The sequence below is a fragment of the Thalassolituus sp. UBA2009 genome (assembly GCF_002335285.1).
In the GTDB taxonomy this organism is placed as follows: domain Bacteria; phylum Pseudomonadota; class Gammaproteobacteria; order Pseudomonadales; family Oceanobacteraceae; genus Venatoribacter; species Venatoribacter alkanivorans.
This window is the reverse complement of the sequence record NZ_DDCJ01000055.1, coordinates 16,382-37,929: the sequence shown is the minus strand read 5'-3', so window position 1 is coordinate 37,929 and position 21,548 is coordinate 16,382. Positions and strand designations below refer to the sequence as shown.

Below are 21,548 nucleotides of genomic sequence, written 5' to 3'. Positions count from 1 at the left end.
GGCTTTGATACGGTCAACCATTTCCGCCTGAGAGACGATTTCTTTGTTCGGACGGTGACCACAACGCTTCTGCATCACCTGATCTTCAATATGCACGGCTGCAGCGCCGGCTTTTTCCATCTGCTGGATAGTGCGGGTGATGTTAAACGCGCCGCCCCAGCCGGTGTCGATATCAACCAGCAATGGCAGGCTGCTGGCAGAAGTGATGCGACGCACGTCTTCCACCACGTCATTGAGCGAGGTCATACCCAGATCCGGCAGACCGTAAGAGGCGTTTGCCACACCGCCACCCGACAGATAAATGGCCTGATGACCAATACGCTCCGCCATCATCGCCGCGTAAGCGTTAATGGTGCCGACAATTTGCAGCGGTTTGTTATCCGCCAGTGCTTTACGGAATTTCTGACCTGGAGTCATGAGTGACCCTCCTCTTCAGCTAATCGATTTTCCAGATTGGTCAGCGATGCCTGGATATGACGTCGCATCAGTAATTCAGCCAGCTCGGCATCACGCGCCGAGATAGCTTCAACAATTCGTTGGTGTTCCTGCAGTGCCTGCAGCGGGCGCTTGGCGCTGGTACTGGTCTGGTAGCGGTACATACGCACGATGTGGTACAGCTCGCCGCACAGCATCTGATGTAAACGGTGATTCTGACTGCCTTTGATGATGCGGTAATGAAAATCGAGATCACCGGCTTTCTGGTAATAGGCCTGCCCCTGCTCAGCCGCAATGGAGGCTTCATGCTCCTGCAGCAGGCCGTACAGCTCCTGAATCTCGTCATCGCTCATGCGCAGTGCTGCCAGACGGCAGGCCATGCTTTCCAGCTCAAGACGCACTTCGTAGATATCCCGCAGCTCAGCCAGACTCAGCGATACCACGCGGGCACCGGCATGGGGAATACGCACCACCAGATGACGGGCTTCAAGCTTCTGAATGGCTTCGCGCATCGGCGCGCGACTGCCACCATAACGCTCAACCAGGGTCTGCTCCGACAATTTGGTGCCCGGACGCAACTCACCACGCACAATGGCGGTAGTCAGTTCCGCGAACACTTTGTCGGCCAGCGTTTGGTTATCATTCATCAGCTTTGTCTACAATACTCTTTAAGTTTGGCTAGGTTACGCCGATAAAATCATATTTCAAGCGAATTAAGACTAAGATTGTATACAATCATCGAGGGCAGCCAATAAAACAGCAAAGTTGACAGCGCAAACTCTGGGATCTGCCCAGGCTTTGCGCTAACCTCGGCGCAGATTTCACAGGAAAGTGCCTTCATGCCTGCCCAACCCGCCGCTCCATCCACTCCCATTAATCGCCAGCGTATCGCCATTATTGGCTCCGGCATTGCCGGCCTGAGCGCCGCCTGGCTGCTGAGTCGCAACCACGACGTCACGCTCTATGAACGCGCCGCGAAGCCGGGTATGGGCATCTACAGCGTAGACATTCCCTGGGCTGACAAAAGCACATCCATTGATATTCCTCTGCGGGTTTTCACTCCGGCGTACTATCCCAGCCTGCTGCGCCTGTACCGCGATGCCGGCGTGCGTACTGAAACCACCGACCATGCCGCCGCTTATGCCGATGCCGATAACCGCCTGTTTTTTCATTACGGCAACCTGCAGCTGGGCAAGCGCAGCCTGAGCTTCCCCAAGTTGCTGAACGGCCCATTGCTCGCCCAGCACCTCAACCTGTTCAACACGCTGCAGCAACATAAACACAGTCCGGATACGGATCAGCAGAGCTTCGGTAGTTTTCTGCAGCAGCACAGCCTCGACAACGATTACTGCCGCCAGATATTGCTGCCGGCACTGGCGACCGTGTGCACCTGTGACTACGACGACGTACTGGCCTACCCGGCGGACATTCTGATCAACTACCTGACCTGCGGTGTAATGAAAGACGGCCTGATGCGCGCCAGTGGCGGAGTTGATGAGGTGGTCGCACACCTGCTGGAAAGCAACGTCAGCCTGCGTACCGCAACGGCCATTGACCATATAGAAGAAGACAATCACGGCGTGCGCGTCTGCAGCGGCGCACAAACCGCTGTGTTTGACCGCGTGGTTATTGCCACCCAGCCGCATCACGCCAGCCAGATCCTCAGCAAGCTGCCCAGCGCCCAGCCACGCTGCCAGCAACTGCAGCAGATCCCGGTGGTTGAATCACGCATGCAGCTGCACACCGATACTTCACTGCTGCCCGCCAGCCTGATGCCGCTGGCGCCGGTCAGTTATTTCTTACCGGGTGACGAAAACCGCCCGGAAGCCACCGTCGATCTGGCCAAAGCCATTGGTCATCTGCGCAACGGCCCGGCCATTCTGCAGGTGTGGAACCCGCTGCGTGCGGCCAATCCGTCAAGTGTGCTCGCCGATGTTACTTTCAGCCGGCCACTGGTTACCCTGCAGAGCCGTCAGGCGGTACGCGAGCTGCGCCGCCAGGACGCCAGCCAGCGTATTCTGCTGACCGGCTCTTATCTGTGCGATGGCATTCCGTTGCTCGACGGTGCCGTTGAAAGCTCTCTGCGCGTAGCGCACCTGATTGGCAGTTCACGCGCCTGGTAGCTGACCACAGCAAATCCCAGACACAAAAAAGCCGGCGCAATGCCGGCTTTTTTGTTCGCTCTCAGATGCGCGTGAGGCCGCCTTATTCCGGCATGTTCAGCGTCTTACTCCGGCATGCTCAGCGCCTGAGGAGACACGATGATGCCGTTGTTGTCGGCGTACACGAAGTGACCCGGTACAAATTCAACACCACCGAATTTAACGGTAACGTTCACATCACCCAGGCCGCGCTTGTCGGTTTTCAGTGGGTGAGTCGCCAGCGCCTGAACGCCCAGATCGGTCTGCATGATAACGTCGACGTCACGGATGCAACCGTAAACGATGATGCCTTCCCAACCGTTTTTCGCCGCTTTTTCAGCCAGCATATCGCCCAGCAGCGCGTGACGCATGGAGGCGCCGCCGTCCACAACCATCACTTTGCCTTTGCCGTCGGTATCAACCAGCTCTTTGACTTTGGAGTTATCTTCAAAGCACTTAACGGTAACGATTTCGCCACCAAAAGACTCGTTGCCACCATAGTTGTTGAACATTGGCTCAACCACCTGAATCAGTTCAGGGTAGGCATCGCACAGATCCGGAGTTACGTACTGAGTCATTTCTTTGTCCTTACTTGTGATGGAGGATAATAAAATTCTGTTGTCTGCCTAAGCCGGATCAGGCTCTGGCCAGACGTTTAATGTCACGCACGCGATAGCGCATAACGGATGATTCGGGGCCAGATTCAGACTCAGAGCCAGATTCAGACACTGAAGCCGCCGCAATCATAGCGCGGGCAATACGCTCACCCGCCAGTGCCTGTACATTGCCAAACAGCGGCAGGCGTAATATCCAGCCACTCAGGTGTTCCGCTAAGCGAAACTCGTCGCGCTCGCCCAGCAACAGCGACGGCTGCCAGATCTGCAGCCGGGGCAGATCCATCTGTTCCAGCGCCTGCTCCATATCGCCTTTGACGCGGTTATAGAAAAATGGCGAACGGCGGTTGGCGCCCAGCGCACTAACCACCGACACCAGTTCAGCGCCCTGCTGTTTAGCCCAGGACGCACAATCGACAACCAGCTGATAATCCACCTGACGCAATCCGGCCTTACCTGCCTTGGTCTGGGTCGTACCCAGCGCGCAGAACATCAGATCAACGGGCTGCTGGCTGGCAAACAGCTCATCATAAGTCAGCACCTGAATGCGCTTATCTGCCGCCAGTTGCGGATATGCAGCGCACCATTGCTGTGGCTGACGCACAGGCAACAATATGTACCCGGCCCAATCCGTCAGCAACAGATTGTCCAGCAAGGCACGGCCAATCAGTCCGGTACCGCCGGCCAGCAACAGGCGCCGCGTGCCCATCTCAGGCGCCAGCCTGTTGGCCAAGCTGATTCAGCCAATGCTGAATACGCGGCCAGACTTCCGTCGCCGCCTCTTTGCTGACCACCATATCGACATGGCCATAATCGCGACTGAAACCTTCCGCTTTGCCCAGCAGCAGATTGTCTTTCTGCGCACCGCCATACAGGGCAGCAAAGCGCAGACAGGCTTTCGCCGGGTCGGATTTATCCGCCGCCGCGGCAACCGCCAGCAACGGCAAATCAGCCCCCTGCTTCCAGGCTGGCAGCAGCCTGAGCTTTTCACTGCGGATCTGCCAGCGGCCAAACAGACTGTGACGCGCCAGATATTCATTCACCAGACCAGCGGGCTCATTTTCCGGGCCGATGCCCAGCTTACGGCCATCCAGCTCGGCTTTGCTTTTTACCAGCATGCGCAGCACCAGACTGGTCAGTGGCAGCCACAGATACCAGGGCCGGCGCACCACCTGAGTACCCAGCAGCACCATGGCGCGACTGTTATCCGCATGCAGGCGACCGGCAGCCACACTGCTGGAAATAATCACACCGCCCAGCGAATGACCGATCCAGACCGGCTTCTGCCCGCTCTGTTCGTGCACAAAATCGTTCACCGCCGGAATATCGCTGAGCACATAACGCTCCAGCGTATTGCGCACATAATCGTGATTACGCGGTGACAGGCCATGACCACGCTGCTCCATCAACCAGACATCAAACCCCTGCTCCAGCAGATAGCGCGCCAATCCTTCGCCCTTATCGGACAGCCAGAAGCCGCGGTTGGTGAAACTGCCGTGCAGCAGAACCAGTGGCTGGCCACTGTGTCCGCCACGGGAGCGCAGGCCAAGATGCGAAACCGCGATCTGGACGCTGCGGTCCGGATCGCGGTTGTGTTTTACCAGATAAACGTCTTCGGTGAGATCGCCCAGAACATCCGCTCTGAGCAGGCTCACCGGAAATAATTCACTGCTGCTTTTCATTCAGGAATTTTTGTCCGCCAGGAAGAACCAGGTATCCAGCACGGAATCCGGGTTCAGCGACACGCTGTCGATGCCATGCTCCATCAGCCACTTGGCGAAGTCCGGATGATCCGATGGCCCCTGACCACAGATACCGATGTATTTACCGGCTTTCTTACAGGCGTTAATGGCATTTTCCAGCAATGCCAGAATGGCTTCATTACGCTCATCGAACAGGTGCGCAATGATGCCGGAATCACGGTCCAGACCCAGGGTTAACTGAGTAAGGTCGTTGGAGCCAACGGAGAAACCATCAAAGAACTCAAGGAACTGCTCGGCCAGAATGGCGTTGGCTGGCAGCTCGCACATCATTATCAGCTTCAGATCATTTTCACCGCGCTTCAGGCCGTTTTCTTCCAGCAGGTTAACAACCTGCTCGGCTTCGCCCACGGTACGCACAAAGGGCACCATGATCTCGACGTTGGTAAAGCCCATTTCGTTACGGACTTTTTTCATCGCCCGGCATTCAAGCTCGAAACAGTCACGGAAGTTTTTCGAGATGTAGCGCGACGCACCACGGAAGCCCAGCATCGGGTTCTCTTCCTCAGGCTCATACAGGCGGCCGCCAATCAGGTTGGCGTATTCGTTGGATTTAAAGTCAGACAGGCGCACGATCACGCGCTTAGGCCAGAATGCCGCCGCCAGCGTTGAAATACCTTCCACCAGTTTTTCGATGTAAAAATCCACCGGGCCGGCATAGCCGGAAATGCGGCGCTCAACGGTAGGCTTCACTTCTTCCGGCAGATTGTCGAAATTCAGCAAGGCTTTCGGGTGCACACCGATCATACGGTTGATAATAAATTCGAGACGCGCCAGGCCCACACCGGCATTCGGCAGGCCCTGGAAGTCGAAGGCGCGGTCCGGGTTGCCGACGTTCATCATGATTTTGAATGGCAAATCCGGCATCTGATCGACGCTGTTGGTGCGAATATCAAAATCCAGTGCGCCTTCGTAAACAAAGCCGGTGTCGCCTTCCGCACAGGAAACGGTAACATCCTGGCCATCCTGCAGCTTGGAGGTGGCATCTTCACAGCCAACCACCGCCGGGATACCCAGCTCGCGCGCAATGATCGCGGCATGACAGGTACGGCCGCCACGGTTAGTAACGATAGCCGCCGAGCGTTTCATTACCGGTTCCCAGTCCGGGTCGGTCATATCGGCAACCAGTACATCACCTTCCTGCACCTGATCCATCTGATCGATGCTTTTAATGACGCGTACTTTACCTTTACCGATGCGGTGGCCAATGGAACGGCCTTCAACCAGCACGCTGCCGGTTTCTTTCAGCAGGTAACGCTCCATCACGTTTTTGCTGGCGCGGCTCTTGACGGTTTCAGGACGGGCCTGAACGATATACAGCTGCTGATCATCGCCATCTTTGGCCCATTCGATATCCATCGGACGGCCGTAGTGCTTTTCAATAATCATCGCCTGACGGGCAAGATTTTCGACCTCGGCGTCGGTTACCGAAAAGACCTGGCGCAGCTCACGGTCAACACGCTGGGTTTCTACCGACTTACCAACGGCGGCTTCTTTGTTGTACACCATCTTAATGGCTTTAGCGCCGAGGTTACGGCGCAGAATTGCCGGGCGTCCGGCCGTCAGGTTGTTCTTGTGAACGTAGAATTCATCCGGGTTTACCGCACCCTGCACCACGGTTTCGCCCAGACCATAGGACGAGGTGACAAACACCACCTGATCGAAGCCGGATTCAGTATCCAGGGTAAACATCACACCGCTGGAGGCTGTTTCAGAGCGCACCATGCGCTGAATGCCGGCCGACAGTGCCACCTTGTGGTGGTCAAAGCCCTGATGATCACGGTAGGCAATTGCGCGGTCATTAAATAAAGAGGCAAATACGTCGCGGATGGCATGCAGGACGTTATCAATACCGACGATATTCAGGTGGGTTTCCTGCTGACCGGCAAAGGATGCATCGGGTAAATCTTCTGCGGTTGCGGAAGAACGTACAGCAACCGCCATTGCCTCATTGCCTTCCTGCAGTTTGGCGAAAGCGGTACGGACATCGGCTTCCAGCTGCGGCGGCAGCGGTGCGTCCAGAATCCAGTTGCGGATTTTGGCGCCGGTTTCGGTCAGGGCACGGATATCATCGACGTTCAGATCATCCAGCGCCTGCTGAATGCGGCTGTCGAGACCTTCGTAACTTAAGAATTCGCGGTAGGCATCGGCGGTGGTGGCGAAGCCGTTGGGCACGGAAACTCCGGCGCTGGTCAGGTTGCTGATCATTTCACCGAGCGAGGCATTTTTACCACCTACCCGCTCGACATCGCCCATGGATACCTGATCAAACCAGAGTACGTAATCTGTCAACGTCTTTCTCCTGTAATGTCCAACGCCTGTGTTCTGTCTCGCCACACAGGACATAATCACCTAAAATCGCCTGCTGCGGCGAACGGCTGCGTAATACTAAGGGCAGAGGGAACAAATTTCCACATGAAGCGAACCGCCTATTTTATCTCCGACGGCACCGGCATTACCGCCGAAACGCTGGGCAACAGTCTGTTGGCTCAGTTTGAAGCCATTGAATTTGAACGCATCACCCTGCCGTATATCGATTCAATCGAGAAGGCTGAGAAAGCCGTAGCCAAGATTAACCTGGCAGCGGAAAACAGCGGCGCTCCGGCCATTGTGTTCGACACCATTGTCGATAAAAAAATACGCACTATTATCGACTCAGCCAACGCCCTGAAGATCGATATTTTTGCCGCCTTCCTCGCACCACTGGAAGCGGAACTGCAGGTTGAATCGTCCTATAGTGTGGGTAAATCCCACTCGCCCACAACCAGCACCAGCTATCTGGCACGCATCGATGCGGTAAACTTTGCCCTGGATAACGACGACGGCGCCCGCACCCGCCAATATGCCGAAGCCGACATTATTCTGGTGGGCGTATCCCGCTCCGGAAAAACGCCAACCTGCCTGTATCTGGCGATGCAGTTTGGCATTAAAGCGGCAAACTATCCGCTGACCGAAGAAGATATGGCCGACCTGAAATTGCCCAACAGCCTGGAACAACACCGCCACAAACTGTTTGGCCTGACCATCGACCCGGACCGGCTGGCCGCCATCCGCAATGAACGCCGCGCCAACAGCCGTTACGCGTCACTTAAGCAGTGCTATCACGAAATTGATGAAGTTGAGATGCTGTATCAGCGCGAGCAGATTCCGTTCCTGAGCACCACCGACCGTTCAATCGAGGAAATTTCGACCCGCATCATGGCCGAAACAGGTCTGCAGCGTCGCCTGCAGAGCTAAGCAAAATATGCGTCGTCAGCCCCGCTGGCGACGCTCATTCATCACTTTGGCAATGGTGCGCGGCTTGGTAAACACCAGGCTGTGATCAGCGTTATCCACCACATGGCATTGCCAGTCGGCACTTTGCTCTGCCAGCAAACGATGACGGCCAAGCATGGTCGCATGGCTCAATCCACCGACAAAACTGATGCCCGGCCAGGGTGCGATCCAGCCCGCGTAAGTTGCGCAGTCGTCCAGCAACATCTGACTGACCGCACGCAATGCCTGAGCAAAGCCCTGAGCATTTTCCTGTAAGCGCGCAATCGTCAGCCGGTCAACTTTGTCATTTCGCGCACGCTGCGGAGATACCGAATTCAGGAAAGTGAAATAAGCATCCACATCCTGCGGATTCTGCTCAACCCGGTCGGCAACGGTCAGATAATCATCCGCTTTCTGCCGTATTTTGCCGCAGTCAGCCGAAAACAGCATCGCCGGCTCCAGCAAAAAACATAAGCCCCGCGAACCATATTGCTGCAAATAACGCACCGCAACCATGCCGCCAAAGGAATAGCCGGCGATATCAAATTCCGTCCAGTCGAGCGCTTCACACAATTCGCGGATCTGAAGTACATAGTCACTCAGACGCGGCGGGGTATCCGCGAGAAACCGGGAACGCCCCATACCGGCAAAGTCCGGTATTAGAATCTCATCCCACTCATGGAGGTAATTCGCCACATAGGTCCAGGTCACTTCGCCCGGCACACCGGCGCCGTGAAGTAACAATAAACGGCGTGGCGCAGAAGTTTCGCGTAAAGACGGGTACTGAAGCAGGAGCGCATGTTGCTCGCAGCCTGAAGTACGGCAATTAATCTGATGTTTTTCCATGCATCCATTCTACCTGCAGCGAAGCGGAAGCTGGCACGGATTCAGGAAAATAAATAATGAATGCAGAAACCTCAGTATCAAGAATACTGACCAGACTTTCCCGGTAAGCCTCAGAACGCCAGGTAGACAGATAACTTTGAGTAATCAGCTGCGGAATAAAATACAACGGCTGGAGCTGCTTATTCAATGCGATAAGCGCAACCGTAGCAGCTCCCTTCTCTGGCTCATCGGTTCCACGCAAATACAGATTCAGCGCGCGGCGTGCGGCACCATTACTGCCTGTCAGGCGAAAATACCATGCAGGCTTATCGCCTGAGCGGGTTTTGAAAGGAACCGACATTTGTGGCTGTGAAAAAACAACCGAATCATATTCCGGAATCGTTTCTTTAAACAGATGAGCATATTGTGCACAGCAACCGGCATCCCTTATCTCAGCTGCTACACGCAGTGGCGGCAGCAGTGAATGATCCGCCGCCTGCAACTGAGTAAGCTCCTCAACCTCGATATTAACCTGAGGAATTTCCTGACTTTGCAGACGCCCCTGCGCATCAATCCAGGTATAAAAAGGAGGATTATCGGCGTTATCTTTTGCCAGTTTTTCCTGAAATTCTTCTTCCGTCAAAAAATCACTTTCCTGCGCATTACTTGCCTGCGGAAGATCTTCAGACTTTTCAGAAGGAGGTTTGATGCTGTTATGGATGCGCCCCTGCTCATCCACCCAGGTGAAATACTCCTGCTCAGCCCCGGCAGGAAATGCCAGAGCCAAGCAGAGCAGAATCAGAATTTGGTACGGAAGCTGATACCTGCTGCACCGATGGTCAGCTTGGTGTCTACATCCAGACCCGGATAAGGGTTGGTTACGGTACATGTCAGACAGTTACGGTTAATGGCATCACTTGAATTAGGGTATTCGCCGGTAGACTCAGCATTCTGAGGATCGGCGAGAATGGTTTCTTTAGACTGCATGAAACTCAGTGACAAATCCACTACCGTATCCAGATCCCACTGATACCCCATACCCACACTGTACAGCTTGGCAAAACCCAGCGGTGCCTGAATACTGCGCGAATCATCCGGAATTGAGCTTTTACGCGGCTCATAACCCAAACGCAGTTTGATACGTGAGTTCAGGTCGTACTGCATACCAAAGCCAAAACTCCAGACGCTTTTATAGTTCAGCGGTTGACGCAAGGACGTATCCGTTACCAGTGTTGGCGCCAGAGTTTTAGCCGTGCTAAGGAAACTTACCTGACGATCAAACTCAAATTCCAGAGCATCCCATTTATCGTAGTCGGTCCAGCCCGCATCCATGTTTAATTGGAAATCATCCAGGAAGCGTAATTTAACACCGGTCTGAAAATGCTGCGGATAAGTCAGCTCAGTGGAAACATGGCCACTTTCTTTTTTGACACCAGTCGGTAGCGAGAAAATAGCTCCGCCAATGGCACCAATAATCGAAGAGCGGAAGGTACGGAAGAATCCGGAAAATTCATCGGTATACTCCAGATCATAAGTACCTTTCAGACGAGATACTGCCTCGCTCTGATAACCCACACCAAAGGCAAACCAATCTGCCGGTTCCCACAGAAAGCCAAGATTAAAAGATGGTGACAGGCTTTCTTCAGTAATAATCTTCAGTGTGCCCACGTCTTCATAAGGACCCACCTTACCACCACAAAGTGTAATCAATGGTGCCAGAGGATCATTACCGGTTGGCTCACCTGTTGCTTCATCAAAACAACCAAAGGCATTCTGTAGCTGCTCAAGCACACCAATCAAAACACTCGGCGCGCGAATATCCTGCACAACCGCAACCGCCTGATGGGAAAACAGAAAGCTGGCACCCACCGAGAATTCGTCGGTTACTTTATAACCGAACGATGGCGATAAATAAGTAAATCGCTGCAGTGCAACCTGCTTGGCCTGGTAGCGCCCGGGATCATTATCGTCCTTGGCAAAACCTGCCGCCATTGGCGCATACACAGCGTTGGCAAAGGTGAATTTTGAACCCGGTGGCTGAATAGACACGCCACCGGTTGGCAATGTGAGCACCGGCAGAGTCATCGGCATAAGGCCAATACCTGGAATATAGGCTGCCGCTGTTGCCTGACTTTCAGCACGACCATCACTACCCAGAATAGGGTCTTTGCTGATATCCAGAAGCCCCGCCTGATCGGCATCATAATCGTCGGGCAGACTGAAGGTCGCCTCAGACGACAACAGGATGTTCATCAGCTGAACCTGGATCTGCCGTCCTTCAAGCTTAGTCAGACCCGCCGGATTAAAATGAATATCCATAATTCCGACCGGGTCTGCTGTAACAGCATTACCCAGCGACATGGCTTTGGTATCCAGAAACAGGTTTTGAGCCAACTGTGCGCTGGCCAATCCTGGCACCAGAAAAATAAATAGGAAAAGAATGCGCATAATGCTTCGCCGAAACCCTGTTATTTTTATCGTTATAGAAGCCATAGGCTATTAGCTACCAGACGAAGGTTTCACACCCTCAATGTCGATCGGTAACGATAATCCAAGGATGATATCGGGAGATAACTCGGTCATACCAAAACCAACGTTAATATTGGCAATGGTTTTAGGTGAAACACGAACACCCAACGCAAAGTTCATAATGCCACTCATCTGGCTGCCAGCAATGGAGCTCTGGGTTTCACCCGTAGCCGGTGTGTACAGCTGGAAACGGGTGCGATCATTAAAAGAGCCCTGAAATGAGGCGCTTAATGACACATCGTACGACAGTGAATAAGCAAACCCCATGGAGAACGACAAGCTGTTGCCAGGATGTACTTCTTCCAGAATCGAGCTGCCACGCACCTGATTCAGACCTTTTTCCGGCATGTTATAACCGTAGCTACCCGATCCGAACAGCACAACCGGATCGAGCACTTTGGATACACTCAAACCACCACTCAGACTATAAGTCCCCGAACCACTGGACAAGTTTCTATTCAGATCAATTTCATAGGGGCTATCACCGGTTTTCAGCTTCAGCGAACCAAAAACTGTCTGACTCATCTGTCCAGGAACATATTCGTAAGGCTGCCAGCGTACCGAGCCGCTGATATCACCCAGTGCGTAAGCGGTCAGTTCATCTTCGGTTTCAAATTTGGCAACCAGAGGCAGGCGGGCACTCAGCGTCAGGTTATTGAACAAACCATAATCAAAGGTAAAGGCGTTGGTAAAAGTATGACTTGCTACTGGTGATACATCCGCATTGCGGATCGACGACGACCCTGTCGGCTGACCCTCCGAATCCAGATTGGGTTCAATAACCAGATCAATACGCTGATCACCATAGTAGCTGTAATCGAAGTTATAATTCAGTGCCACGCCCCCCCGTTTCAGCAGAGAATAATTTTTCTCTGCCGCCTCAAACACTTCTTCCAGTGCTTTTTCGGTGTCAGCATCGCTATCCTGTTTGGTCAACGCCTCACGGGCTTTTGACAAATCCTGAGCCTGGTCAGCGTGAACATTAGCCCCCCATGCAAGCAGCAGCGGTAGCGAGATCAGCGTGGTTCGAATAAACATGAATTTTCCTTAAATCCCGTATCGTTATTATTTTCTTCTGAAGCGCAGTTCTTTAACCAGGCTTTCATTAGGATCATTGGTGACTCTGACATTGAACTCATCCGAATTCACACCGTCAGCTGCATAGTCCAAATCGATTGTATAGAGCACATTGCCGTCTTCATCACGCATGGCCACATCCGGATCATTTTCATTGTCCTTAGGAAGCAGTCGAGGAACAAACGAGGACTTAGCATTATTACTCAGAGAGGCAATTTGATTACTGATGGCATCTTCATATTTCATAGCCATCAGCGGAAATTCCTTATAGCTGTTTTCCGCGATAATAAAATCAGAAACATAGCGCATATCTTCTTCGCGCAACTCCAGCCCACTGGCCGGTTTGTGACCGTTAGGGAAAACAATAAACAATACGTTATTATCCCAGACTTCAAGAAAACGACTCAGTGTAAAACTGATATTGCCTAACGCGGGATCAGCCAAGTACACACGGTTTTCATAGACGGCACGAATAACCACGAAGTGCTTGAAGCCAGCATATTCGATCGGCGCAATCGCCGGGTGATCCAACTCCAGTAAATCTTTGGCCTCAGCCTTGAACCCACCAGATGGATGCCCAAGCGCGGTAACCAGACGCTTCATATCCAGCAGTGAAAAACCACGACGTTGAACAATGCGTTCAGTCTCGCCAAAACGCAGCAGGCCTTCCATCACCTGACGCTCCTGAAAGTTACGTCCTAAATAAAAGTCGAGCAATGTGGTCAGTGCAGCAGAGCCGCAGGAATAGTCATACGCCTGGCGCACAACGTTATTGAATTTTTTAACGGACAGAGGCTCAACATTTACCAGCTGATCATACTGATAAGGCTCGTTCACGGCCACGCGAACAAAGGCATCACCCTGCTGGCGGTCGTTCACAATAGCCAGCTCATGAACCATGGCGAAGCCAATAATGGAACCTAGGAGAATGATAAACACAGATGATGGCCTGAGGCCCCTCCGACTTATTACTTGTTATTGTTATGGTGAGTCGAAGCTCATGTTACATAAAATCACACAAACGACCAACACAAAAAGTGTCAATTTCGTTTCTTTTCCGGCCTTTTCGAACCGTTGAAACAGAAAAAACCCGCCTTAGCGGGTTTTTTTTCTGGGGAGATCTTTTTTAATGGCCATAAATACGCTGAGTCATTCCACTCAGGTCAATATCCCTCACCTTAACCCCACCCAGAGAGGCCCCACCAACCTCCACAGCCGCAACATCAAGAACCCCATCAAAGCGACCAATATTAATATAAACGCCACCACCACTAGCCGCATCACCACCCTTAGCCCAGATAGTCTGCTCAATAACAGCCTTACTACCAACGCCTGCCGCGCCATACAATTTAAGACCACGAACCTTCACTGCAGCACCATTGGCCAGATTGCCTGCCAGATCAGCAGCATCAACAACAGCACCCGCATCAACAACACCCTGCTGAGCACCAGTCACAACATTTCCAGCAAGAATGGCATCGGCCGCTGCCGAATCAACAGCTGCGGCATCTGCAGAATAGGCTGATGAAGCAATATCAATAACCGCATTACCCGAATCACGAATTTCCTGAACCGATCCGTCAGCAGCAAAAGATACCGAAAAACCATCAGCCACAACGGCATTTTGCAAGGTCGTCTGAGTCGAGCCAAGAAGAGTCTGCGCACTCCCCAGATTCGTTTGAGCGGTAGCAAGCTGATCCTGAGCCTGAGTCAAATCCGACTGTGCCGCGGCAGAAAACTGACCAAGATTCTGACCACTCAAATTAATACCCACACGATCAGCCGCCTGCTGTGCGGTATAACCAAAGAGGCCCATATCAAAACCGGTGATTTCAAGTGAGCCAGACGAACGAATAGCGACAGACCCGGAGCGTGCCGCCACAGGCAGGTCCGCAATCAATGCAGCATTACCTGCAGCCTCAGCCATATTAACAACCGTGGTACTTCCGGCACCCAGATCAACCGTCATCGAGATATCATTGACCAGCTCAGCCGTTTCACCAGCAACACTCTTCAGCGCAACAGCACTGTACTTTCCATCAGTGTCAACCGCGCTATCACCAACCAAGAGCTGAATACCAGAAACTTCACCATGAGCAATGATTAAATTACCATTCGAGTCCACATCGATAGTTTGCGTCAGGTTATTTACATCACTGATCTGAATATGTTGCAGAACAACAGCCCCTTCATCCCTGTATTCCACTTCGCCAACCGAAACACCTGAAGAGTCGATATCAATTTCAATAGTGACACCAGCCTGCCCGGCAATACCAGACATCTGCTGATCACTCAATTCCTGCATTGCAGCGGCATAAACATGAAAAGAAGAACATAAAGATACAACCGCGAGGGCTAATTTATTTCTGAGCATCCCTACTTCCATTTATTGTTAAATTTATAACGCAGATATTAAAAAAATAAATTTACAAAAGAAAGACAAAACAATATTAGAGCAAAAAAAACCCGCCGAAGCGGGTTTCTTTTTTTACGACAAACCAAGCAAAACTTAGTTGTGACCGTAGATACGCTGGGTCATACCAGCCAGGTTAATATCGGAAACTTTAACAGAACCGATTGAAGCACCACCCATGCTGATTCCGGCGATATCCAGAGTACCAGCAATCTGGCCCATCTGAATATAAACACCACCACCCTGAGAAGCATCACCACCTTTAGCCCAGATGGTTTGCTCGATAGTAGCTGCAGTACCAACACCACCAGTACCGTAGAACTTCAGACCAGAAATCTGAACTGCCGAGCCATTTGCCAATGCGTCAGCTGTAGTTTGCTCAGCACCATCAATAACACCGTTACCGTTACCACCGTAAGCAGCAGCATCAGCCCGAGTCTCTGCCTGCTGCACGGTATAACCAAATGCACCGACATTCATATCGGTAATTTCAAGAGAAGTATTCGCCAGAATAGCAACTGAGCCAGTAGCCGCATCACCAGTAATACCCAGCGCAGCAGCATTGCCAGCAGCTGCCAAGTTGGCGATTGTGGTGGTAGAAGCACCCAGATTCAGAGTCATATCCAGATTATTAACCAGCTCGGTGGTCTCACCTGCAGTGCTACGCAGAGCTACCGCACTGTACTGACCAGTAGTGTCAGCAGCAGTATCACCCAACGCGATTTGCATACCAGTAACACCAGACATACCCAGCAGCAGGTTACCGCTAGCATCAACATCGATAGTCTGAGTCAGGTTGGTTACATTGTTTACAGTCAGGTTTTGCAGGGATACAGAACCTTCATCGGTGTATTCAATTTCACCAACAGAGATACCTGAACCACCGATTTCAATTTCAATTGTCACACCAGCCTGACCGGTGGTTGCAGACATAGTAGCGTCATCCAGAGCAACCATTTCTGCCTGAGCAGAGATTGATGCTGCTGCGATAGCCGCGGCGAGAGAAGCTTTCTTAAGGAATTTCATGTGCACACTCCTGATTATTTTTCTTAGGTTTCCGGGCATTTTCCGTGCCCTATCACCGATCCCATACCGTCAGGCCGTTACAGCCCCACCCGGTACAATCTCTGTGAATTTTTTAAAATTGGTTTCTGATTACAGTTTTCTTTATTCTTATTTCTGTTCAGGCAATTCGTAACTGCCCGGAGAATTGTTGAACAATCTATTATGGGGGTTTGGTGTTGTCCACCACTTTTTTACAATTAATTACACGCACTAACCCAACTCCCCATTACGACACTGGTACTTTCTGCTAAGAACCCCTTAATATCCTTTATAATTCAATAACTTAAACTTAAATGCACCTTAAAAAACTGGCCTGAAATGATACACAAAAAACTACCCTTCTCTGCCCTGGAAGCCCTCCTGTCAGGCCACTTATTGGATAATCCAATACTGATGTTTTCCGGCAAATCCCGGGGCAGTCATCAATCAAATGTGTCGCAAAACGCCCAATCCAGCAATTCAGAGGAGAGCACAGCGGTACTTACCTGCCTTCCTGACAAGTCACTGACAGCCAGCAACAAGCAGGATCTCCAGCAGATACGCAAAGCCATTCGGGAACACTCAGCAAGCAACCGCAACCGGCCACACTCCTCGCCAGTAACAGCGCCTTTTTGTAGCGGCTGGGCGGGCTACCTAAGCTACGAGGCCGGCAGGGTTCTGCAGGGGCTGCCTGCATCGCAATTAACTACCCCGCTTGCAGAGTTTTTTCACTACCCCTTGAGTATTTATCTGGATTTTGCTGAAAACAGCTGCAATCTGCAGAATCCACACAATCTGCCCGACACAGTCACGATTCCTTTTATCAATCACATTCAGGCAGCCATACAGAAGCTCAGAAAAACAGATAACCCATCATCCCCACAGCAGCAATGGCAGGGCGGCTGGAGCAAGGAGCAATATCAGCAGGCCTTCGGCGCTACGCGTAATTATCTGGTAGCCGGTGATTGCTATCAGGTTAACCTGGCAATGCCTTTTCATTGCCAGGCAGACCTTACCAACCACAACCCGGCATCACTGCTGCAAACCTTCAACGCACCCTTTTCGGCGTATCTGAAAACACCGGCACAGACACTGTTCAGCGTCAGCCCGGAGCGCTTTATCCGCATTGATGGTGACCGTATCGAAACCAAGCCAATCAAGGGCACCATTGCAAGGGGTGAAACGGCCGAAGCCGACGAACACAATCGTCAGTGGCTGGCCAACAGCCCCAAGAACCGTGCCGAGAATCTGATGATTGTGGATTTGCTGCGCAACGATCTGAGCCGCAGCGCCGAACCCTTCTCAGTCAAAGTGACCAAGCTGTTTGATATTGAGAGCCACGCCAATGTGCATCATATGGTCAGCACCATCGTAGCAACCAGACGCCCCGACCAGCACGCAGTGGATGTGATCTTTGACGCCCTGCCCGGCGGTTCAATCACGGGCGCACCCAAGCGCCGGGCCATGGAGGTTATTGATGAGCTGGAACACGAATCACGCGGAGCTTATTGCGGCGTTCTGGGCTACTTCGATGATGCCGGCCATGCTGACTTCAACATTCTTATCCGCACCATCGCTGCAACTACAAACGGAGCCGTCTGCTGGGGCGGTGGTGGCATCGTGATGGATTCCACCTGGGAAGATGAATGGCAGGAGATTCACAGCAAAGTAGGCCGTATTCTGAACACGCCGCTCTGAGCCTTTACCTGCCCCCTTTTCCACCCCCTCCAGACATCAGATACCCTCCAGAAACAACAATGCCGGCAACTGCCGGCATTGTTGTTTTTACTGCTTTTGAGCGTTTTATGCTCAGAGAGTCAGATCGCGATTACTGGCTTTGATGAATTCCTTCTTCAGGTCTTCATAGGTGTGTACGGCCGGAAATTGCGGGAATTCATCAATCACATTCTGTGGCGCATGGAACAGGATGCCTGCATCGGCTTCCGCCAGCATAGTAGTGTCGTTGTATGAGTCACCAGCCGCGATGGTACGGTAGTAAATAGTCTGCAGCGCACGGATTGACTGGCGCTTAGGATCAGCCTGACGCAGTTTGTAATCAACCACACGGCCGCTTTCGTCGGTGATCAGACGGTGGCAAAACAGAGTCGGAAAACCCAGCTGGCGCATCAGCGGCTGAGAGAATTCATAGAAGGTATCCGACAGGATAATCACCTGAAAGCGCTCACGCAGCCAGTTAACAAACTCCACCGCACCCTCAAGCGGCTTCAGAGTGGCAATCACCTCCTGAATATCCTGAATCTTCAGGTTATGCTCATCCAGAATGCGCAGGCGCTGTTTCATCAGCACGTCATAGTCGGGGATATCGCGCGTCGTTGCCTTCAGCTCTTCGATACCGGTTTTTTGGGCAAACTCAATCCAGATTTCCGGAACCAGTACACCCTCAAGGTCAAGACACGCGATTTCCATGAATACTCCACAATTAGACAGAAGACTGTTATTCGGCGCGTACTCTAGCCATATGCACCCCGATTGACAACATCCCTGCAGATACACACCATAATAGCGGCATAATAATATTCTTTTTTATTATTATTTGAGCTAAAAATGCCATGCTAATCTCCACTACAAAGAATGCACGGCGTCTGCCCTGGTGCCATCAGCGCAAGCCAACAGAAAACGCCGGCCCACAGCAACCGATTAGGCCAGAACCATGACCCAGGATTTTACCGCTCTCAATGAGCAATTTGCCGACAAGCGCCCGAAAGATCTGATCCGCCACGCCATCGAAAATCACGATGCAATCGCAGTATCCTTCAGCGGTGCCGAAGACGTTGTACTGATCGATATGGCCGTAAAAATTAAGCCTGATGTCGAAATTTTCACTCTGGATACCGGCCGCCTGCACCCTGAAACCTACGAATTTATCGAAGCGGTACGCAAACACTACAACATCAGCATCGACGTGCGTACGCCAGAGCAAGCTGCATTGCAGAACTTCGTGCGCGAAAAGGGTCTGTTCAGTTTCTACGAAGATGGCCATCAGGAATGCTGCGGCGTACGTAAGATCGCTCCCCTGAAAGCCAAGCTGGCGACACTTGACGCCTGGATCACCGGCCAGCGCCGTGATCAGAGCCCCGGCACGCGCAGCGATGTGCAACTGGTCGAAGCCGATGGTGCTTTTCAGGGGCGCAACGGTGAGCTGACCAAGTACAACCCACTGGCTCTGTGGAGCTCAGCCCAGGTGTGGGAATACATCAAAGTATTCGACGTGCCTTACAACAAGCTGCACGCACAGGGTTTTGTCAGCATCGGCTGCCAGCCTTGCACCCGCCCAACCCTGCCCAACCAGCACGAACGTGAAGGCCGCTGGTGGTGGGAAGGCGCCGGCCACAAAGAATGTGGCCTGCACGCCGGTAATATCATCAGCAAGGGCTGATGCCAGACAACAAAAAAGCCGCTCACTGAGCGGCTTTTTTGTGACAGGAATAAATCATCAATGCTCCGGCAAAGTCACTCCGGCAAACAGTTCATCAATTTCCTGCTTGTTATGACACTGTGCAGCCCGCTCAACCAGATCGCGGGTAAGATGCGGCGCAAAGGCGGCAATAAAATCGAACATATAGCCGCGCAGGAAGGTTCCTTTACGGAAGCCAATTTTGGTCACGCTGGACGCAAATAAGTGGCTGGCATCCAGTGCCACCAGATCATCATCCAGTTCTTTATCGAGCGCCATACTGGCAACAATACCCACACCGACACCAAGACGCACATAGGTCTTGATAACGTCGGAATCGGCCGCAGTAAAGGCAATGCGTGGCGTCAGGCCGCGGCTCTTAAAGGCATCATCCAGCTTGGAACGGCCGGTAAAGCCGAAGACATAGGTCACCAATGGATAAGCCGCCACCTGCTCCAGCGTCGGCCTTGGGTGCTGCGCCAGCGGATGCGTGCGTGGCACCAGAATACTGCGGTTCCAGCGATAGCACGGCATCATAATCAGATCGCCGAACAGCTCCATCGCTTCGGTGGCAATAGCAAAATCGGTCGTGCCGTTGGCGGCCATTTCTGCAATCTGCATCGGCGTCCCCTGATGCATGTGCAGGGAAACATCCGGATACTGCTGCATAAACTTCTCGATTACGCCAGGCAGCGCATAACGTGCCTGAGTATGCGTCGTCGCAATGGACAGACTGCCCTTGGCTTCATCGCTGAACTCCTGCGCAACCTGTTTAATGCTTTCAACTTTGCGCAAAATTTCGCCAGCCACCTGCAAAATGGCCTCGCCAGCAGGAGTGATGCGGGTAAGGTGCTTGCCGCTGCGGGCAAAAATCTCAACCCCCAGCTCATCCTCCAGCAGACGGATCTGCTTACTGATGCCCGGCTGCGAGGTATACAGCACCTGGGCTGTTGCCGACACGTTGAGGTCGTGATGCGCTACCTCCCAGATGTATCGCAATTGCTGCAATTTCATAATTCCTCCCTGCCAAACCTCAGTATTTGTTATAAAAATATAAACAAATATTCTTTTCCAGAATAGATGCCACCCTCTACATTAGCATCAATCGCCTCTCTTAGAGCCTCCTGTACTACTTTAGACCATATTTCATGGATATTTTGTTATATATAGCAGCTGGCGCTGGCGTTGGCTTGATTGTTGGCATGACAGGCATTGGCGGTGGCGCTCTGATGACCCCGCTTTTGTTGCTGTTTGGCTTCCCGCCGCAGGTCGCCGTAGGTACCGATCTGATGTATGCCGGCATTACCAAAGCAGGAGGCGCATGGAGCCACCACAGACAGAGTCATGTCCGCTGGGCCTTAGTAAAACTGTTGGCACTGGGCAGCATTCCCAGTGCGCTCCTGACCGGCCTGCTGCTTGAATATCTGTTCCAACACCCGGAAAACTACGCCCACCTGCTGCGCAATGCCCTTGGCATCATGCTGCTGCTCACGGCGGTGGTCATACTGCTGCGCAAACAGATCCAGCAATGGGCCAGCAGAGCCAGCTCACGCAACTGGGCCAGATGGCGACCTCAGGCTACTTTTGTTATGGGTGTTTTTCTCGGCGTATTCGTTACGCTATCGTCGGTTGGCGCAGGCGCCATTGGCACCGCCATTCTGATGCTGCTTTATCCTGCATTGCGTTCAACCCACATTGTCGGCACCGACATTGCTCACGCGGTGCCGCTGACACTGTGTGCCGGCTTTATCCATATGTATCTGGGTAATGTTGATTTCGCCCTGCTCGGCGCGCTGTTAATCGGCTCTCTTCCAGCCATCCATGTTGGCAGCCACCTGAGCCGAAAAATGCCGGATGAACTGTTAAAGCCCATACTTGCCAGCCTGTTGCTGATGCTGGGAGCCAAATACGCATTCTTCTGATTCCTGCCCAGGTGCGTACCGGAAATGTTCACCCTCTTGTTTTTCACCTGACATTTCCTTAATTCCGCCAACACCCGGAGAAATCCGGTCTAGGCTTACAGAAAAATACGGAGGGATA

Annotated in this window: 20 protein-coding genes; 5 read left to right on the top strand and 15 right to left on the bottom strand. The window is 52.5% G+C overall.

Annotation, left to right across the window (positions count from 1 at the left end; genetic code table 11):
• Together B3P58_RS05895 and B3P58_RS05890 are read right to left on the bottom strand one after the other, a co-directional pair.
• On the bottom strand, nucleotides 1-417 hold a 417-nt coding region (locus B3P58_RS05895; RefSeq protein WP_286716482.1), incomplete at its 3' end, for an isocitrate lyase/phosphoenolpyruvate mutase family protein.
• On the bottom strand, nucleotides 414-1,082 hold the full coding sequence (locus B3P58_RS05890) for a GntR family transcriptional regulator (protein ID WP_145468791.1): 669 nt from the start codon (nucleotides 1,080-1,082) through the stop codon (nucleotides 414-416). The genes B3P58_RS05890 and B3P58_RS05895, both read right to left, overlap by 4 nt.
• Before the next feature lie 192 nt (nucleotides 1,083-1,274).
• On the opposite strand from B3P58_RS05890, the gene B3P58_RS05885 reads away from it, so the two are divergent.
• The gene (locus tag B3P58_RS05885; RefSeq protein ID WP_230332086.1) at nucleotides 1,275-2,558 is read left to right on the top strand and encodes an FAD-dependent oxidoreductase; all 1,284 of its coding nucleotides are present in this window, start codon (nucleotides 1,275-1,277) and stop codon (nucleotides 2,556-2,558) included.
• A gap of 104 nt (nucleotides 2,559-2,662) precedes the next feature.
• Here the strand turns inward: B3P58_RS05885 and rraA are convergent, their stop codons facing one another.
• The 4 genes from rraA to ppsA are packed head-to-tail and all read right to left on the bottom strand — an operon-like array spanning nucleotide 2,663 to nucleotide 7,242.
• Nucleotides 2,663-3,154 carry a ribonuclease E activity regulator RraA gene (gene rraA, locus B3P58_RS05880; RefSeq protein WP_145468793.1) on the bottom strand — a complete coding sequence of 164 codons (492 nt, stop codon included), beginning with the start codon at nucleotides 3,152-3,154 and terminating at the stop codon, nucleotides 2,663-2,665.
• Nucleotides 3,155-3,212: 58 nt separating this feature from the next.
• Entirely contained in the window at nucleotides 3,213-3,899 is a 687-nt protein-coding gene (locus B3P58_RS05875; protein WP_286716481.1) for an oxidoreductase, read from the bottom strand.
• A 1-nt stretch (nucleotide 3,900) separates the two neighbouring features.
• The gene (locus B3P58_RS05870; RefSeq protein WP_286716480.1) at nucleotides 3,901-4,872 is read right to left on the bottom strand and encodes an alpha/beta fold hydrolase; all 972 of its coding nucleotides are present in this window, start codon (nucleotides 4,870-4,872) and stop codon (nucleotides 3,901-3,903) included.
• Nucleotides 4,873-7,242: a phosphoenolpyruvate synthase gene (ppsA, locus tag B3P58_RS05865; RefSeq protein WP_286716479.1), complete on the bottom strand. Its 2,370-nt coding sequence runs from the start codon at nucleotides 7,240-7,242 to the stop codon at nucleotides 4,873-4,875.
• Nucleotides 7,243-7,365: 123 nt separating this feature from the next.
• Here ppsA and ppsR point away from each other — a divergent pair, with 123 nt between their 5' ends.
• Nucleotides 7,366-8,187, top strand: coding sequence for a posphoenolpyruvate synthetase regulatory kinase/phosphorylase PpsR (gene ppsR / locus B3P58_RS05860; RefSeq protein ID WP_145468797.1), 822 nt, complete (start codon nucleotides 7,366-7,368; stop codon nucleotides 8,185-8,187).
• Nucleotides 8,188-8,202: 15 nt separating this feature from the next.
• Here the strand turns inward: ppsR and B3P58_RS05855 are convergent, their stop codons facing one another.
• The 7 genes from B3P58_RS05855 to B3P58_RS05825 form a co-directional block, all read right to left on the bottom strand.
• Complete coding sequence (locus B3P58_RS05855) at nucleotides 8,203-9,051, bottom strand: alpha/beta fold hydrolase (protein WP_286716478.1); 849 nt, start codon at nucleotides 9,049-9,051, stop codon at nucleotides 8,203-8,205.
• Complete coding sequence (locus tag B3P58_RS05850; protein WP_286716477.1) at nucleotides 9,032-9,817, bottom strand: DUF4124 domain-containing protein; 786 nt, start codon at nucleotides 9,815-9,817, stop codon at nucleotides 9,032-9,034. The genes B3P58_RS05855 and B3P58_RS05850 overlap by 20 nt, the downstream gene beginning before the upstream one ends.
• Before the next feature lie 11 nt (nucleotides 9,818-9,828).
• Entirely contained in the window at nucleotides 9,829-11,478 is a 1,650-nt protein-coding gene (locus B3P58_RS05845) for an OmpP1/FadL family transporter (RefSeq protein WP_286716476.1), read from the bottom strand.
• Nucleotides 11,479-11,529: 51 nt separating this feature from the next.
• Complete coding sequence (locus B3P58_RS05840; RefSeq protein ID WP_286716475.1) at nucleotides 11,530-12,597, bottom strand: transporter; 1,068 nt, start codon at nucleotides 12,595-12,597, stop codon at nucleotides 11,530-11,532.
• Nucleotides 12,598-12,624: 27 nt separating this feature from the next.
• Complete coding sequence (locus tag B3P58_RS05835) at nucleotides 12,625-13,575, bottom strand: C39 family peptidase (RefSeq protein WP_225692761.1); 951 nt, start codon at nucleotides 13,573-13,575, stop codon at nucleotides 12,625-12,627.
• 187 nt (nucleotides 13,576-13,762) lie between these two features.
• Nucleotides 13,763-15,010, bottom strand: coding sequence for a DUF6160 family protein (locus B3P58_RS05830; RefSeq protein ID WP_286716474.1), 1,248 nt, complete (start codon nucleotides 15,008-15,010; stop codon nucleotides 13,763-13,765).
• 135 nt (nucleotides 15,011-15,145) lie between these two features.
• The gene (locus B3P58_RS05825) at nucleotides 15,146-16,075 is read right to left on the bottom strand and encodes a DUF6160 family protein (RefSeq protein WP_230332076.1); all 930 of its coding nucleotides are present in this window, start codon (nucleotides 16,073-16,075) and stop codon (nucleotides 15,146-15,148) included.
• A gap of 357 nt (nucleotides 16,076-16,432) precedes the next feature.
• Here B3P58_RS05825 and pabB point away from each other — a divergent pair, with 357 nt between their 5' ends.
• Nucleotides 16,433-17,791, top strand: coding sequence for an aminodeoxychorismate synthase component I (pabB, locus tag B3P58_RS05820; RefSeq protein ID WP_349676570.1), 1,359 nt, complete (start codon nucleotides 16,433-16,435; stop codon nucleotides 17,789-17,791).
• 111 nt (nucleotides 17,792-17,902) lie between these two features.
• Here the strand turns inward: pabB and thrH are convergent, their stop codons facing one another.
• A complete protein-coding gene (thrH, locus tag B3P58_RS05815; protein ID WP_225692763.1) occupies nucleotides 17,903-18,520 on the bottom strand; it encodes a bifunctional phosphoserine phosphatase/homoserine phosphotransferase ThrH in 618 nt (205 codons plus the stop codon).
• A 244-nt stretch (nucleotides 18,521-18,764) separates the two neighbouring features.
• Here thrH and B3P58_RS05810 point away from each other — a divergent pair, with 244 nt between their 5' ends.
• Nucleotides 18,765-19,490 carry a phosphoadenylyl-sulfate reductase gene (locus tag B3P58_RS05810; protein ID WP_286716473.1) on the top strand — a complete coding sequence of 242 codons (726 nt, stop codon included), beginning with the start codon at nucleotides 18,765-18,767 and terminating at the stop codon, nucleotides 19,488-19,490.
• 57 nt (nucleotides 19,491-19,547) lie between these two features.
• Here B3P58_RS05810 and cysB read toward each other — a convergent pair whose 3' ends face one another.
• Nucleotides 19,548-20,522 carry an HTH-type transcriptional regulator CysB gene (gene cysB / locus B3P58_RS05805; RefSeq protein WP_145468806.1) on the bottom strand — a complete coding sequence of 325 codons (975 nt, stop codon included), beginning with the start codon at nucleotides 20,520-20,522 and terminating at the stop codon, nucleotides 19,548-19,550.
• A 134-nt stretch (nucleotides 20,523-20,656) separates the two neighbouring features.
• Here cysB and B3P58_RS05800 point away from each other — a divergent pair, with 134 nt between their 5' ends.
• The gene (locus B3P58_RS05800; RefSeq protein WP_145468807.1) at nucleotides 20,657-21,430 is read left to right on the top strand and encodes a sulfite exporter TauE/SafE family protein; all 774 of its coding nucleotides are present in this window, start codon (nucleotides 20,657-20,659) and stop codon (nucleotides 21,428-21,430) included.
• The last annotated feature ends 118 nt before the right edge of the window (nucleotides 21,431-21,548 follow it).